General features: G+C 58.7%; 12 protein-coding genes. 2 read left to right on the forward strand and 10 right to left on the reverse strand.

The window, feature by feature from the left end:
* Positions 1-194: 194 nt before the first annotated feature.
* The 10 genes from O8B93_RS07345 to melA (O8B93_RS07390) form a co-directional block, all read right to left on the reverse strand.
* A complete protein-coding gene (locus O8B93_RS07345) occupies positions 195-797 on the reverse strand; it encodes a hypothetical protein (protein ID WP_269709185.1) in 603 nt (200 codons plus the stop codon).
* Between the two features lie 132 nt (positions 798-929).
* The gene (locus tag O8B93_RS07350) at positions 930-2,048 is read right to left on the reverse strand and encodes an ABC transporter permease (protein ID WP_269709186.1); all 1,119 of its coding nucleotides are present in this window, start codon (positions 2,046-2,048) and stop codon (positions 930-932) included.
* Positions 2,045-4,819: a ribosome-associated ATPase/putative transporter RbbA gene (gene rbbA, locus O8B93_RS07355; RefSeq protein ID WP_269709331.1), complete on the reverse strand. Its 2,775-nt coding sequence runs from the start codon at positions 4,817-4,819 to the stop codon at positions 2,045-2,047. The genes O8B93_RS07350 and rbbA overlap by 4 nt, the downstream gene beginning before the upstream one ends.
* Before the next feature lie 11 nt (positions 4,820-4,830).
* The gene (locus O8B93_RS07360) at positions 4,831-5,895 is read right to left on the reverse strand and encodes an HlyD family secretion protein (RefSeq protein ID WP_269709187.1); all 1,065 of its coding nucleotides are present in this window, start codon (positions 5,893-5,895) and stop codon (positions 4,831-4,833) included.
* Between the two features lie 393 nt (positions 5,896-6,288).
* Positions 6,289-7,662, reverse strand: coding sequence for an alpha-glucosidase/alpha-galactosidase (gene melA, locus O8B93_RS07365; protein WP_110759525.1), 1,374 nt, complete (start codon positions 7,660-7,662; stop codon positions 6,289-6,291).
* 22 nt (positions 7,663-7,684) lie between these two features.
* The gene (locus tag O8B93_RS07370; RefSeq protein ID WP_269709188.1) at positions 7,685-9,352 is read right to left on the reverse strand and encodes an ABC transporter ATP-binding protein; all 1,668 of its coding nucleotides are present in this window, start codon (positions 9,350-9,352) and stop codon (positions 7,685-7,687) included.
* Positions 9,353-9,365: 13 nt separating this feature from the next.
* The gene (locus tag O8B93_RS07375; RefSeq protein ID WP_269709189.1) at positions 9,366-10,502 is read right to left on the reverse strand and encodes an ABC transporter permease; all 1,137 of its coding nucleotides are present in this window, start codon (positions 10,500-10,502) and stop codon (positions 9,366-9,368) included.
* Between the two features lies 1 nt (position 10,503).
* Positions 10,504-11,511 carry an ABC transporter permease gene (locus O8B93_RS07380; RefSeq protein WP_269709190.1) on the reverse strand — a complete coding sequence of 336 codons (1,008 nt, stop codon included), beginning with the start codon at positions 11,509-11,511 and terminating at the stop codon, positions 10,504-10,506.
* 144 nt (positions 11,512-11,655) lie between these two features.
* Positions 11,656-13,743, reverse strand: coding sequence for an ABC transporter substrate-binding protein (locus tag O8B93_RS07385; protein ID WP_269709191.1), 2,088 nt, complete (start codon positions 13,741-13,743; stop codon positions 11,656-11,658).
* Positions 13,744-13,847: 104 nt separating this feature from the next.
* Positions 13,848-15,314 (reverse strand): alpha-glucosidase/alpha-galactosidase, encoded by a 1,467-nt coding sequence (melA, locus tag O8B93_RS07390; protein ID WP_269709192.1) that lies wholly within the window; start codon positions 15,312-15,314, stop codon positions 13,848-13,850.
* A gap of 197 nt (positions 15,315-15,511) precedes the next feature.
* Between melA (O8B93_RS07390) and O8B93_RS07395 the strand changes: the two genes are divergently transcribed.
* Both O8B93_RS07395 and O8B93_RS07400 read left to right on the forward strand, forming a co-directional pair.
* A complete protein-coding gene (locus O8B93_RS07395; protein WP_269709193.1) occupies positions 15,512-16,399 on the forward strand; it encodes an AraC family transcriptional regulator in 888 nt (295 codons plus the stop codon).
* Between the two features lie 77 nt (positions 16,400-16,476).
* Positions 16,477-16,938, forward strand: a complete 462-nt coding sequence (locus O8B93_RS07400) for a hypothetical protein (RefSeq protein WP_269709194.1) — start codon at positions 16,477-16,479, stop codon at positions 16,936-16,938.
* Positions 16,939-16,940 lie beyond the last annotated feature (2 nt).

Raw genomic sequence — 16,940 nt, forward strand, 5'->3', positions numbered from 1 at the left:
AGGTGACGTCAGTAACGTTTCGTTCCGGCGTCCTTTGATGCCCTCTATATGCGCTTTCTCATGCCCAATGAACAGGCAGAATAAGGCAATCCACCCATGCGCTACACGCAAGGGTTCCAATTTACCTCTTCCCGAAGAATGACGGGTGGCTGAAAATTCAGCCACATGGAGGGCGTGTCTAAACGCCTCGCGCCTTAAAATTTGTAGCGCACGCCGAAAACGTTGGCGTTGGTCGCACCCTTCATATTGCCCAATGTCTTGCCACCGCCGGAGCGGTGGTGAAGGCGCCAGAAGAATTCCGTCGAGGAATCCTCGCTGAAGGAGACGTTGATTTCCGGCCCGAGATAAAACAGGACGTTGGCATTGCCATCATCCTTGATTTCCTGCTCGCGCTCACGGCCCCGCTGCGCGTCCGTGACGAGGCTGAGGCCGGCGGTGAAGCTCGGCGTGATGAACAGTCGCTCGCCGAGCCTGATCTGTTCATAACGCGCGACCGGGCCGGCCCACACCTCACCGGTGAAGCCTTTGCCGAACCTTGCGGCAATGCCGATTTCTCCACCCAGTTTCACATTGCCGAGACGATAGGGATAAAACTGGTAACCGCCGCCCAGAATGGCATTCTCTTCGTATTCCACGGGAACAAGGGCAGCGCTTTTCAGCATGTCTTCTTTCGTCAGCACACCACCGAAACCGAATATCGCCTCGCTTGTCTCCGAAGCCATATCCTCCGATGCGAAAGATGGTGTCGCGGCCAGTGTTATCATGGCCGCCAGCGACAGACGTGCTGCGATATTCATTTGCTACTCCTGAACAAAGCCCTCTTTTACCCAGCCGTCTCATAGGCATATTCCCCGAAGGCGAACATACCGTTACCGAACACAATTAATTCAACTCGTCAGGAAATGACGGAAAGCGGACTTTTTCGCCGTTCATCGCAGGAACCGCCGGAAGCGGCGAAGCGCGAAAATGAAGAGCGCAGAGCCTATTGCGAGCAGCGCCAGCAATTGCGGCCAGACCACATCCAGCCCTGCCCCTCTGAAAAGCACCGATTGCGCCAGAATGACGAAATGCGTGTTGGGTGCGAGCAGCATGATGTACTGGATGATATCAGGCATGCTTTCGCGCGGTGTCATGGCGCCGGAGAGAACCTGCAAAGGCAAGAGGAACAGGATCAGCAACATGCCAAATTGCGGCATGGAACCGGCAACCGTCGCCAGGAAAATCCCCATTGATGTCATGGCAAAGAGCTGTAGTGCCGTTCCGAGCAGGAAAAGGGAGAGCGAGCCTTCGATGGGAATGGCGAGCAGCCCCCTGACGACAACGAAGAGGGAAAACGCCGAGGCCACCAGCACCACAAGGCCCATGGACCAAACCTTGCTGAGCATGATTTCCAGCGGCGTGACCGGCATGACCAGCAGATGCTCGACCGTGCCATGTTCACGCTCACGAATGAGCGCCGCCCCCGTCAGCACGATCGACAGCATGGTAATGGCGGTGATGATGTTGTTGATCGAGCCGAACCAGGATTTGTCCAGTTCCGGGTTGAAGCGGGAACGCAACGTCAGATCGACCGGCACCGTCGTCGCGCCGCGATAGCGGTTGACATATTCCTGAACTTCGCTGGTTACGATGTTCTGCACATAACCGCCGCCGCTGAAGGCCTGGCTCATGCGGGTGGCGTCGATATTGAGCTGAATGGCGGGCTGCTGCCCAGCCATTAGCCGACGCTGGAAATCCGGTGGGATATTAAGCGCGAAAGTATCGAGCCCCGCATCCATGCGCTTGTCCATTTCCGCAATGGAAATCTGCTTTGGCGGCGCGAAATAGGGCGGATAAAACGCTGTGCTGATGCGGCCGGAAAGCGGCGACTGATCCTCGTCCACGATTGCGATGGCGGCATTGTTCAGGGTTTCCGGCAGCGCGCTGGAGCCGGTGTAGATTTGCAGCGTGAAGGCGTAAACGATCAGCAGCAACAACATGCCATCACGCACAAGTCCGCGCAGTTCCTTGATGCCGAGCTGGAAGATGTTGGACGAAAACAACCTCATGGCGCCTGTTTTCTCAAAAGCGCGGCACCGGCGATGAGCAGCAGCGGAATGGCGATGATGAGCGGCAGGAACGAGCCGGAAAGCCCGGCGAAATCCAGCCCCTTGGAGAAGGTGCCGCGCGAAATGGTCATGAAATAGGTGGCGGGATAGATGTTACCGATAAACGCCCCCGCCCCCTGTAGCGACGAAACGGGATCGATCATGCCCGAATATTGTGTCGCCGGAATGAGCGTCAGCAAGGCCGTGCCAAAGATCGCCGCGATCTGGCTCTTCATGAAGGACGACATGACGAGACCGATGGATGTGGCGATGATGACGAAGAGCAAAGCGCCCGTCGCGTAAGCAAGATAACTGCCGGTAAACGGCACCCGGAAGATGAAGATCGCAAATGCAGTCAAAAGCAGGAAATTGAGCATGCCGAGCGCCACATAAGGAAGCTGCTTGCCGATCAGGAATTCCAGTCGCGTGGTCGGCGTCACGTAAAGATTGACGATCGAGCCTAGCTCCTTTTCGCGGACGACGCTGAGTGCCGCCAGCATGGCCGGTATGAGCATCAGTAACAGCGGAATGACCGCCGGGACCATGGCCACGAGGCTCTTGACATCGGGATTGTAACGATAGCGCGTTTCGATACTGAAACTGCTTTGCGTCGCTGCATTGCCGTAAATTTCGCTCGCCTTGCGCGCCAGCCATGTCTGGTGCATGCCCTGCACGTAACCGCGCACCGTTTCTGCCCGCTGCGGCATGGCGCCATCGATCCAGGCGCCGACCTCCACCGTCTTGCCGCGCAGCACATCGCGGCCGAAACCGGGTGGGATTTCAATGGCAAGGCTGAGTTCCCCGTCACGCATGCGCCTATCCATATCGGCATAGTCGCGGATCGGTTCCTTCTCGATGAAATAGCGCGAGCCGGCTATGTCGAGCACATAATCGCGGCTGATGGTGGAATCGTCGCGGTCCAATACCGCGAAGGTCAGGTCCTCAACATCGAGATTGATGCCGTATCCGATCACGAACATCAGGATGACGCTGCCAAGCACCGCCAGCGTGCCACGAATGGGATCGCGCTGCAGTTCCAGCGCCTCACGGCGGGTATAGCTGAACATGCGCCTGACATCGAAGAACCGTTTGCGGGCCGGTGCAACATGCTGCGTCGGGACCACCTCCGTTGCCGGAGCGAGCGCAACTGCCGGTTCCGCCTTTTTGACACCCGAGGCATCCTCGAGATAGGCGACAAAAGCCTCTTCCAGCGTTGCAGCATTGCGGCTTTTGGTGATCGCGTCAGGCGTATCGCTGATCAGCACCTTGCCGGCATGCATCAGCGAAATCCGGTCGCAGCGCTCCGCCTCATTCATGAAATGCGTGGAGATGAAGATGGTGACATTGTCGTTACGCGACAGATCCGCGAGGATTTGCCAGAAGCCGTCCCGCGCCACCGGGTCAACACCCGAGGTCGGCTCATCGAGGATGAGAATGTCAGGTGAATGGATCATCGCCACGGCCAGCGACAGCCTTTGGCGGATGCCAAGCGGCAGGTCGTCAGGCATGGTTTCCATGACCGCACCCAGATCGAAACGCTCGGCCATCTCGGCGATGCGCGGCTGAATGGTTTCTTCCGACAGCTTGAACAATCGCGCGTGCAGATCAAGGTTCTGTCGTACCGTCAGTTCGGAATAGAGCGAGAAGGCCTGGCTCATGTAACCGACGCGGTGGCGGATCGCCATGTCGCTGGCATCCACCTTGTGCCCGAACAGCTTCGCTTCGCCTTCGCTAGCGGCCAGAAGCCCGGTCAGCATCTTCATGGTGGTGGATTTTCCGCAGCCATTCGAGCCGAGAAAACCGAAAATCTCGCCACGCGGAATTTTAAAGCTGACATTGTCGACGGCGGTAAAATCACCGAAGCGCATGCTGAGATGCGACGCCTCGATGGCATAGTCACCATCATCCGTCACCTTGCGTGGCGCGATATGCACCTCGTGGTAGTCCTTGCGCTTTTCTTCCGGAAGAAGCGCAATAAACGCGGCATCGAGATTGGCGGTCGAGGTGCGTTCGAGAAGTTCGTCGGGGGAGCCGGTGGCAAGGATCTTGCCGCCATCCATGGCGACCAGCCAGTCGAAACCGGCGGCCTCTTCCATATAGGCCGTCGCAACAATCACACTCATGCCCGGACGTCCGGCACGGATCGTATCGATCAACTCCCAGAACTGCCGGCGCGACAGCGGGTCGACGCCGGTGGTCGGCTCATCGAGAATGAGCAGGTCGGGATCGTGGATCAGCGCGCAGCAGAGACCAAGTTTCTGTTTCATGCCGCCGGAAAGCTTCATGGCCGGGCGGTCCGTAAAAGGCTCCAGACCGGTACTCTTGAGCAATTCGGCAATACGCGCCTGCCGCTCCTTGCTGCCCTGCCCGAACAGCCTGCCGAAGAAATCGATATTCTCAAAGACGGACAGGGTCGGATAGAGGTTCTTGCCGAGGCCCTGCGGCATATAGGCAATGCGCGGGCAAGTATCCTCGCGGTGGCGCGGATCGGACATATCGCCGCCCAGAACCTCTACTTTTCCCTTTTGTATGGCACGTGCACCGGAGATGAGCGACAGCAGACTGGATTTGCCGACACCATCTGGCCCGATCAGCCCGATCATCCGGCCGGCGGGAATCTCCACCGATATATCGGCCAGCGCTACCGTGCTGCCAAAGGCCAGCCGCACATCCGCCAGCCGCGCGACCGGCGCATTCGGATCGTTTTTCGTACTTGTCGAGGGCGCGACCATCACGGCCACCCTCACTTCACAAGATTGCGTTCGAGGTTTTCCGGCCAGGCGGCCTGCGGATCAAGCCGGACATAGGCCATGCCGGGCAGACCGGTTTTGACGTACTGAATATATTTCTGCAGCAGCTCCTGCGGAATTTGCGCGCGCACCCGGAACGTCAGCTTCTGGCGCTCCTCTTCGGTCTCAACCGTTTTGGGTGTGAATTGCGCGACATCGGCGACGAAGGAAACCTTGGCCGGAATGGTATATTGCGGCGCGGCGTCGAGGATGAGGCGGACATCGGAGCCCATGGACGTGCGGCCTGCCTCGGCCGTCGGCAGGAAAAACGTCATATAGACATCGCCGAGATCGACGAGGTTGAGAACCCGTCCACCGGCGGAAAGCACTTCTCCCGGCTGGGCGATACGATATTGCACCCGGCCATCGCGGGGCGATTTCAGCGTGGCATCGGCTATGTCTGTCTCGATGCTCTCAATATCGGCCTGCGCGGCGTCGACAGCCGCTTCCGCATCAACGATCTGAGCCTTGGCGGCATTGATTGCCGCATCGGATGCGGCAAGCGAAGCCTGCGCCGAGGCAAGCGTGGCGCGGGCGGATTGCTCGGCAGCCTCGCTATCGTCTACGATCTGCTGCGAGACGGCGTTGCCCGTCAGCAGCTGTTTCGAGCGTGTATTGGTCTTTGAGGCGGAATCGAGTTGGGCTTTGCGCTGTTCGACCACCGCAAGTGCCGAGGTCTTCTCCGCTTCCCGCTGGGCAACGAGGCTGTTGGCGGTATCGATCGCAATTTTCGCGCGACGAAGCTGCGCTTCCGCCTGACGTTTCTTGGCTTCCAGCTGGGCCGTGTCCATCTGCGCAAGCACTTGCCCGGCCTTCACGAAATCGCCTTCGCGCACCATGATATCCTGAAGGCGGCCGGCGGTTTTGGTGGAGATGTCGATCTCGACAGCCTCGATCCGGCCATTACTGGCCACAAAGCCGGCGGGAAGTCCCTCCCCCTTCAGCTTTGACCAGGAGAAATAGGCGACACCGGCAATAACCAGAACCACCAGACCAATGAGCAAGCCTTTTTTAGACATCCGTCTTCCCCATGAACCCTTCAGGTTTCAACCGTAATACGATGAAACCGAAGAAGCCAGCCACCTTTACGTTCATAATTCGTACCTGACATTTCCCATATTGGAGGGAGAAGGCAGGTTGCTGGGGGCTGTTTAGGTGAGGAAGCGCCTCGAGGCTTTGACACACGTCAAGTGAACAGTAGATACAGACGTGACTGCGCAATAAGTATTCGTCACCCCGGACTTGATCCGGGGTCTAGTGCGATCAAGTCATTGATCGCGACAGACTATTTTCACGGCGCAGACGCGCCGTGGCTGGATGCCGGATCAAGTCCGGCATGACGGAGGAGAGGGCTATCGCGCTGAGACCGCAGGGTGAACCTGCGGTCTTGCTTATATCACTGCGATCAAGCTCTACACCGCCCGCGCCCGTTTCACTTCCACCTGCGTCCATTCCGGCAGCCAGTCGCGGTGGGCCACGAGAAGGTCGTCCACCAGCGACCATATCTGGTCGAGGTCCAGTTCCGCCGCCGTATGCGGGTCCATCATCGCCGCATGGAAGATGTGCTCGCGGTTTTCGCTCATCAGCGCCCGCACTGTCAGTTCCTGCACATTGATGTTGGTGCGCATCAGCGCGGTAAGCTGCGGCGGCAATTCGCCGATGAAAGTCGGCTGCACGCCGTTATGATCGACGAGGCAAGGCACTTCCGCCGCGCAATTGGCCGGCAGCGAGGTGATGCAGCCATTGTTGCGCTGGTTGCCGTAGATAACAGAGGGTTCGCCGGTCCAGACGGAATTGATGATGGAAGAGGCATATTCCTTTGATGGCTTCACCTCGATCTTGTCGGCAGAACGATAAGCGGCCGCCTGCCCCTTCCAGCGCTCGATCTGCTCAATGCAGCGCTTTGGATATTCATCGAGCGGAATGCCGAATTTCTCGATCAGGTCTTCGCGTCCCTCCTTGATGAAATAGGGTGTATATTCGGCGAAATGCTCGGAGCTTTCGGTGACGAAATAACCGAGCCGCGTCAGCATCTCGTAACGCACCTTGTTGGGGCAACGCGGGTTCCAGCCGGGTTTTGGCGCACGGCCTTCGCGATAGCCGCGCACGAGATCAGGATAAAGGTTCCTGTAGCTGCCATCCGGCTGGCGATGCTCGAATTCGAGGAAAAACGCCATGTGATTGATGCCGGCCGAACGATAGCGGATTTCCTCGTAGGGGATATCGAGATCATGGGCGAGTTCCATGGCTGTGCCCTGCACCGAATGGCAAAGGCCAACCTGCCGGATCGTCGGGTATTTTTCCGCAATCGCCCAGGTGTTGATCGCCATCGGGTTCACATATTGCAGCATGATGGCGTTGGGGCAGACGGCCAGCATGTCCTCGCAGATCTTCCACAGATGCGGCACGGTGCGAAGGCCGCGCATGATGCCGCCGACACCGAGCGTATCGGCAATGGTCTGGCGCAGGCCATATTTGCGCGGCACCTCGAAATCGGTGACCGTGCAGGGCTCGTAACCGCCGATCTGGAAAGCGACGACGACGAAATCGGCACCGGCAAGCGCCTTTTTCTGGTCGGTATAGGTCTCGGCCTTCGCCTTTGCCCCGAGCGTCGAAATCAGCTTGTTGACGACAATGGCGCTTTCTTCCAGCCTCTCGCGATTGATATCCATCAGCGCGATGGTGGCGCCGGAAAGGGCCGGACGCTGTAGCACGTCCCCGATGATGTTCTTCATGAACACCGTGGAACCTGCGCCGATAAATGTGATCTTGGGATCTCTTGCCATTTCTACCTCCGGCATTTGGCATTCAAGCGATTTCGAAGGCGGCTCGTACAAGCCGCTGAGTATATTCGGTTTTCGGTTTGGTCAGCACGTCCCCAACGGACCCTTCCTCGACGATCCTGCCGCCCTGCATGACGATGACGCGGTGGCAAAGCGCGCGCACCACCTTCAGGTCGTGCGAGATGAACAGGTAGCTTAAGCCGCGCTCATCCTGCAGCTTGCGCAGGAGATCAATGATCTGCGCCTGAACGGAGAGATCGAGCGCCGAGGTCGGCTCATCGAGCAGAATGAATTCCGGCTCCAGCGCCACTGCCCGCGCAATCGCGATGCGCTGGCGTTGACCGCCGGAAAATTCGTGCGGAAACCGTGAGAGGATGTTGCCGGGCATGCCCGCCGCCTCCAGCGCATCGCGCACCCGCTCCAGCCTTTCGGCTTTGTTTTTACCCAAACCATTGATGATCAGCCCTTCCTCGATAATCTGGCCGATGGTCATGCGCGGGTTGAGCGAAGCGAACGGGTCCTGAAAGACGATCTGCATACGCGAACGCAGGGGCCGCATTTGAGCGCGAGAACGCCCATCGACCCTCTCGCCATCGAAGACCACCTCGCCGCCCACCGGCTCGTTCAGCCGCAGCAGCGATTGCCCGAAGGTTGTCTTGCCGGAACCGGATTCACCGACAAGCCCCAGCGTCTCGTGTCGCCTGAGGGTCAAGCCGAGGCTGTCGACGGCGATCAGTTCCTTCAGTTCGGGTTTGAACAGGCCGCCATATCGCATCATGAAGGACACGCGCACGCCGCTTGCCGTCAGCAGTACGCCGGAATTTTCCGGCAGCGGCTTTGCCGTGCCACGCGGTTCGGAGGCAAGAAGCCTTTTCGTATAAGGATGCTGGGGCGCTGCAAACAGCCGCTCCGTGGTATTGTGCTCACGCATCTCGCCATGCTGCATGACATAGACGTAATCGGAAAACTGCTTCACGATCGTCAGGTCGTGGGTGATGAGAACAACGGCCATGCCGCGCTTCTTCTGCAAGTCTCGAATGAGGTTGAGGATCTGCGCTTGCACCGTCACATCGAGCGCGGTGGTGGGTTCGTCGGCAATCAGCACATCCGGATCATTGGAGAGCGCCATGGCGATCATCACACGCTGCCGCTGGCCACCGGACAACTGATGCGGATATTGCTTCAGCCGTGCTTCCGGCTCCGGTATCTGCACCTGCCGCAGAAGATCGAGCGCCCTCGCCTCCGCCTCTTTCCGGCTGAGCCTCGAATGAACCCGGATCGCCTCGACGATCTGGCTGCCGATCGTATAGATCGGGTTCAACGAACTCATCGGCTCCTGAAATATCATCGAGATGCGGTTGCCACGCAACGCCCGCCGCTGGCGGCTCGAAAACTTCAGAATGTCGTCGCCATTGAACCGGACAGTCGCGGATTTCGAAACGGAAGCCCGCTTCGTCAAAAGCCCCATGATGGTGCGGGCCGTCACCGATTTTCCTGAACCGGATTCGCCGACGATCGCAATCGTCTCTCCCCGGTAAAGCTGGAAGGAAATATCTTTCACTGCTTCCACGGTGCCGTGTTCCACCTTAAAGGTGACGGCAATATTGCGGGCATCGATGATGGCGTTATCCTGACGGTCATCGGCATCGAAGCGGATGGCGGGCGCGTAGGCGTTGTTCTGGGCAGCAACCATTTGCACGCTCCTCTCAATAGGGATCGACGGCATCGCGCAGGCCATCGCCCAGCGCGTTGAAGGCGAAAACAGTGACCAGCACGAAACCGACCGGGGCAAGGATCCAGGGATAGGAACCGATGACCGAATAGGTCGCGGTATCCTGCAGCATCAGCCCCCAGGAGATGAGCGGCGGCTTGACCGCAAAGCCGAGGAAACCGAGGAAGGATTCGAGCAGCACGACACTTGGAATGTGCAGCGTCACGGCGACGATCACATGGCTCATCACATTCGGCAGGATATGCTGGAAAATGATGCGCCTATCGGTGGCACCGACGGCAATGGCCGCCCGCACATAATCGATACGCGCCAGCGCCAGCGTTTTGCCACGCACCTCCCGCGACATCTGCGCCCAGCCGAGCGCCGACATGACGCCGACGACGAAGACGAGGAACACGGTGGTTGGCGCGGTCACCGGGATGAGCGATGTCAGCGCGAGATAAAGCGGCAATTGCGGGAAAGCGAGAACCACTTCCACGAAACGCTGCACCCAGGCATCCAGCGGCCCGCCGAAATAGCCAGATATCAGCCCGACACTGGTGCCGATGACGGTGACGATGGCGACGACACTGAGCGCGATGGCAAGCGAGATACGCGAACCGTAGATGGCGCGCGACAGCACGTCGCGTCCGAATTTATCGGTTCCGAGAAAATGCACCGGCTTGCCGTCCGTCGAGCCGAAGAAATGCCGGCTCATCGGAATGAGACCCAGAAGCCTGTATTCCGCGCCTTTCACGAAGAAACCAAGATAAACGGGATTGTCGTAATCCGGCCCGACGATGGGCTGGAAGGTGACTGGATCAAGCTCTTCCGTTTCGGCAGTCGCGTAAACGCGGGGGAACGGACTGAACTTGCCGTCCTTGTCCGAAAACCGCACCACCTGCGGCGGCGAGAAGCTGGCATTGGTTTCAAGCGGGTTCATCGGCGCGAAGAAATCCGCGAAGACGGCGATCAGGATCAGCAGCACCACCAGCACCAGCCCGACCATGCCGGTGAAGGAGCGCCTCAGACGCCGCCAAACCAGCGCGAGATAGGACTCGTTACCCTGCGTGCCGCGTTCAGGCTTGGGGGTGATGGCAGTTTCGTTTTTCACTTCCTCAAACGCCATCATCTCAGGCCCTCCCGAATTCGCGAACGCGTGGGTCGAGCATGGCAAGCAGCATGTCGGCGATGATGTTGCCGACGATCAGCGTGGCGGCCAGCACCATCATGAAGGTCGCGGTGACATAGACATCCCCCACCGCCATGGAGCCAACGATGGCAGGGCCGACGGTCGGCAGCGCGAAGATGATGGCAGTCTCGATTTCGCCGCTCAGCATGTAGGGCAGCACAACACCCTGATACATGACCAGCGGGTGCACGGCATTCGGCACGGCATGGCGCATGATGACCGCACCTTCCGAAAGCCCCTTGGCGCGGGCCGTCTCGACATATTGCGCATTCAGAGTATCGAGCAGATTGCCGCGCATCACCCGCATATTATAGGCCAGCCCACCGAAGACGGCGATGGCGACCACCGGCCAGACATGGCTGACGAGATCGACGAATTTGCCCCATGACCACGGCGCACCGCCATATTGCGGCGAGAAGAAGCTACCGATCTCCGACACGTCGAAATGAAACACCATGAGATAGACGAGGATCAGCGCCATCAGGAAGCGCGGGATCGTCATGCCGAGGAAGGCGATGGTGGAGAGCAGGTTGTCGACCCAGGAATATTGCCGCGTAGCCGCCCAGATGCCGAAGGCAATGCCGAGAATGGATGCGAAGATGTGGCAGACCAGCGCCAGCGCGATGGTGCGCGGCAGGCGTTCGCCAACCACATCGGCAACCGGCTTGTTGTAATAGAAGCTGTAACCGAAATCGCCGCGGGTGACGATGCCGCCGATCCAGTTGAAATATTGCACGACAAGCGGCTGATCGAGGCCGTGTTCGACACGATAGGCCTGCGCCTGCGCTTCCGCCTGTTCGAAGGACGCCCCGCCTTGGTTCATCAGCTGCGAGCGGATGTAGTCGGCATAATCGCCGGGCGGTGCCTGGATGATGGCGAAGGTCACCACGCTCAGGATCAACAGCACCGGAATGGCGGATGCCACGCGTATCGTCAGAAATCTCAGCATCGAACGGTCTTCCTCGGTTTGGATTGGCCGTGTGTCTCCGGCCGCGCTTCACGCGCGACCGGTACCGGGTGTGCTCCGGGAGGAGTTCTTCAAGTTTCGCATTTTCCGGACGTAAAACCGCGACGCATTTTTACTGGAAATGCTTTAGTTGATCGGGCCGCCCTCACCCGGCTTGCCGGGAAGCTGTTCAGGGAAAAGTTCGTATTTGCCCTGCTTGTCGGCCGCCACCCACAGGCGTTCGCGGATGATGGAATCTTCGGCCCAGTTGAACATGAAGATCGGCGTACCCTGCGGCACGTTGGAGAACCGCTTGTTGACGATGAGCGCACCGGGATATTCCGTGAGGCCAATCGTATAGAGGTTCTGCGTATAGACCTTCTGATACTGCTTCATCAGTTCCGCCCGTTCGGCATTGTCCTGCGAGGAGATGAATTTCCGCACGATGTCGGCCATGTCCTTCTCGAACGGCATCAGGTCCAGCTCCTTGCCTTCGGGGGCGCGGTGGTTCCAGCTGGTGCGCGGGCCGACGGGGGCAAGCTGCTCGGTATTCTGCACCACGGATGAGAGTTCGGTGGCATTGCGCCGCACCAGCCAGTCGAACTGCCCGCCATAATGGGCCGCATCACGCTGGTTGGAATCGAGGCTGTTGATGACGACGCGCAGGCCGAGTTTTGCCATCTGGCCGACAAGACCTTCCGCTAGGCTCTTGTCCGTCGCGTAGCCATTATTGACGAGAAGGGTAATTTCGACATTACGGCCACCGAGCGTTTCCTTGGGGAAATTCATGAAACCATCGCCATCGGTGTCCTTGAGGCCAATCGAGGCCAGTGCCGCCTTGGCGCCCTCAAGGTTGAAGGGGTAATAGACCGTAGAGGCGCGATCATAAAAGCTGGTGCCGGAAGAAATACCGCCCGGATAGATCGCCGTGAAAGGCCCCTTCACCAGCGAGTCACCAATCGCCTTGCGATCGAGAGCGGAAGTGACGGCCTGGCGGAAGACCTCGTTGCGGTTCAGCTCACGGATCGCCTGTCCGCGCTCGTCGGGATTGCCCCAGCCATTGGCGGAGAAATTCATCTGCAGATTATAACCGATGAGGCGCGGCCCGAAGGCAAGGCGGGCCGGCGCGTTGGGATCGGCGGCACGTTTCAGCGAGGCGACGAAATTTTCCGGCTGTTCGAGATTGGAGAAATCGCCCGATCCCGCCACGGCCTGCACATCGCGGTCCGCCCAGGTGGAAAGCTTGTAGTGGACTTCGTTGAGATAGGGCAGCTGCTGGCCCTTTTCATCCACCTTCCAGTAATAGGGGTTGCGTCTGAGCACGATGAGATCATCCGGCCGATACGACACCGGTACCCATGCGCCCATGACCGGCATGTTCATATACTCAGGCGGGAAAGCATTCTTGAATTGGTTATAGGTGTTCTTGGAATATTTCGGGTGTTGGGGTTTCAGAATATGCGACGGCCCGGGGCAGAAATTCGGATAGGCCATGGTGTAGAGATATTGCTTGGGGAAAGCCGCCTTGAACGTCCATTCGACGGTATAGTCATCGATCTTCTTAAGCGTCGTTCCCTCACCGAAAGCCTCGGGCGATGCACCGCCGCCAAGCGGTGAGACGTTGGGATCGATGACCGCATCTTCCCAATAGAACATCACGTCATCGGCGTTGAAGGCTTCGCCATCCGACCATTTCGCGCCCTTGACGAGATGCATCGTCAGCTTGTGGCCGTCCTCGGACCATTCCCAGCTTTTGGCCAGATTGGGCAGCGGTTCGGTGTCCTTGGCATCCACTTGGAAAAGCGGCGCGGTGCGGGTCAGGCATTCGGAAAGGGCGATATCGATGCCGCCCCAGCCCTGGCTCTGGCCGGCAATGTAGTTCCAGCCCTCGGGCCTGCCGCCGACCACATGGCGCATCGTGTCACCGTAAACGCCGACGCCATCGGGCATGTTGCCCGTCTTGTAGACCAGCGGCTCTTCCGGCAGACGCTCCTTCAGCGGCGGCAGCTTGCCGGCCTTCTCGAATTTCTCGCTGACCCAGTCGGGTTCGCTATAGCTCGGCAGCGCCTTGAATTCGAGGATCGAGTCGCGCGCGACATAATTGATCTTGCCTTCGGCCGGAAATTGCGGCGGCTCGGGCGGCGTGGTGGTCTCGAAGGCATGCGCATTGAGTGCGATCATCGAAACACTGAGCCCCAGTGCCGAGATGATACCGATCCTGCGTTGAAGTAACATCGTTTTTCCTCCCAAATGGCAGCTCTTCGACCGCCCACCCTCTGTGATCGTTATAACCGGACGGCGAACTCCCTTCCGCCGCCGGCCTGTTTCCATGCTTTTCCTCAGACAGCCTTTTTCACTGCAGATTTTTCGGCCCGTAACTCCTCGATAGAGCGCACGTTACGGCGGGCGGCCCCCGCCCAGTCACGCGTCTTGACGGTGGATTTCGCCAGCCTTTCCTTCGCCGCCGGCACGGCATCGGCATATTGCGGCAGCCAGCGCGCTTGGGCTACGACCATCTCGTCCACCATCTGCCAGACCTCCTCCGGCGTGGCGACGGCGCCCACCAGCGGATCATGCAGCACGGCGAGCTTCAGGAGATCGATGTCACCGCTCACCGCCGCATGGACTGACATGCGCTGGACATTGATGGAGGCCATGCATGTGGCAGCACAGGCTTCCGGCAGCGTAATGCCCGAGACCATGTTGATGCCGAAACGATCGACGAAACCGGGTGACTCGATGATGGCATCGGCCGGCAGATTGCTGATGACACCATTATTCTTGACGTTGAAATGACCGCGATAGACACGTCCCGTCTCCAGCGCCTCGAGAATATGGCTCGCATGTTCGTTGGAGCGCTTTGCCGGATCGATCGGCTTGGCGGCCGAGGCGAGAAACTGCGGGAATTCGGTTTCGAACCAGTTGCGCGTTTCGGTGGAGTGGCGCAGATACCCGCCGGTTTCACCGTGGATCCAGTCGGACATGTCGATCCATCGGGCGATTTCCTCCGGCCGCTTGCGATACCACGGCAGATATTCCGAGAGATGACCGTTGCTTTCGGTCGAATAGACACCGAACCGCTTCAGCACGTCGATGCGCAGCTTCTCCTGCTGCGAGAAGACCGGATGCGCCTCGAAAGCGGCAATCAACTCGTCCTTTTCGATCTTGCGGCCGTTGAGCCTCAGATCGATGAACCATGTCTGGTGGTTGATGCCGGAGCAGATGTAATCCAGTTCAGACGGGGATTTCGCACCGAGGATTTCGGCGATCTGTTCCGCGCCATGCTGCACGCCGTGGCAGAGACCGACCGTGTCCACCTTGCCATATTCGACGGCCGCCCAGGTGTTCATGGCCATCGGGTTGGCATAGTTCAGGAACTTCGCGCCCGGTGCGGCGACCTCGCGGATATCTTTGCAGAAATCCAGAATGACCGGAATGTTGCGCTGGCCATAGAGGATGCCGCCGGCGCAGATCGTATCGCCCACGCATTGGTCGATGCCGTATTTCAGCGGAATACGGATATCATCGGCATAGGCCTCCAGACCGCCGACCCGCACGCAGCTGATAATGTATTTCGCACCCTCGAGCGCACGGCGGCGATTGGTATCGGCTGTCACCTTCACCGGGAAACCATTGGCCTCGACGATCTTTTCAAGGATCGCCTTGATCATATCGAGATTGTGCTGGCTGATATCCGTCAGCGCGACTTCAATGTCGCGAAACTCCGGCACGCACAGGAGATCGGTGAACAGTTTTTTCGTGAAACCGACGCTGCCTGCGCCAATAATAGCGATTTTGAAACTCATAACGCCACCTCTGTTGCAAATCGAACGGGTGAAACGGGCCGAAGGATCATAAAATGGCGCTGCAGAAAAATACCCGTGAGAATCCCGAAAAACCGGCATTCCTCCCAATTTTTCAGCAGCAATATCCCTCTGGCTGTCTCCTCGGATCGGGATTATGCGTATAAAGACGGAGAGAACCAGAGAAGGATTATGCTTTCATGGGTAATTTTGTGCTGCGTGATTTGATCGATCAGGGACCCGGCATGCGCACCGTCTCGCTGCCGCGCGGCCGCCAGACGCTGCACACCATGCCGACCAGCAGCGGTTATGAAATCCGCCGAGGCGGCAATTATGACTGGGACGGGCGCAAACGCGGCCAGACGCCCTTCACCGTCCTGCAATATAGCATCGCCGGACAGGGCAACCTGCGTTACGAAAACCGCCATTATGTGGTGAGGCCGGGCGAAACCCTGTTGCTGCTGATCCCGCACAATCACCGCTACTGGCTGGAAGACGGCAAGGAATGGGAGTTCTTCTGGATTTCCATGAATGGCGAGGAAGCCCTGCGCATTCACCGCAATATACTCTCCGTTACCGGCCCGATCCTCAAGCTCCAGCCCGAAACCGTCGATCATCTTGCGGAATGCTGCTCGCGCCTCGTCAATGGCGCGGAAACGCCGGGCGCTGCTTCGGCTGTCGCCTATGAGGCGGCGATGACGCTTTATGATGATGTCTTCGGCTCGCACCCCTCCTTTGGCGGCGAATATCGCACCCTGCAACAGGTGCTGAGTTATATCGACAGCCATCTCGGCGAGCGGCTCTCGGTGAGCGACCTTGCGGCGGTAGCTGGCCTCAGCCGGGCGCATTTTTCCCGCATCTTCACGGCGAGCGAGGGTCTGCCGCCAGCGGAATTCGTCCTGCAGCGGCGGCTCAGGCGTGCAGCCAAACTTCTCACCACCGCCGCGAACATTCCCGTAAAGGAGGTTTCGGTGCTGTGTGGGTTCGAGGATCCGAATTATTTCTCGAAGGTTTTCCGCAGGCTTTACGGCACCAATCCCAGCGAATTCCGCACCACCGGTATGTATGCGAGCGTTCGACAACGTTGACGCGAAATGCGACTTGGTTTTGACATGTTTCAGGCGATTAAGGATGGGCGTTACGCCCTTTTTGGAGACCGATCGAGGTGAACAGCAAAATCAGGACGATCCTCGTCTTTCCGATCAGGGCAATCATCGTTTTCGCCCTTGTTCTCGACGGTATTTTCCGCCCGCTTTATCGGCCAGTCATCAGGGCGATATCAAACCTGACATTCATCCGGCGGCTGGAAGGCCGGATCGCGCAATTGCCGCGCCTTGCCATTCTTCTCTGTCTTGCCGTGCCCTTTGCAATCGCCGAGCCGATGAAGATCGTCGGCCTCGTCCTCATCGCCCATGGCGCTTTCAAGTCTGGGGTGGTCCTGACGATCCTTGCCCATCTTTCCACCTTCCTGATTGTCGAGCGCATCTATCATGCGGGCCGGGAAAAGCTGCTTACCTATGGCTGGCTGGCGTGGATCATGCGTTATGTGCGCTTTGCCCGTGCCTTTTATGATCGCGCCAAGGCTTCGGCCCTGAGCTGGATCCGGATGCGCCTTCTGGCGCAGTAGCG

It is taken from the genome of Martinezella rhizogenes (genome assembly GCF_027460065.1).
Lineage (GTDB): Bacteria > Pseudomonadota > Alphaproteobacteria > Rhizobiales > Rhizobiaceae > Agrobacterium > Agrobacterium rhizogenes_C.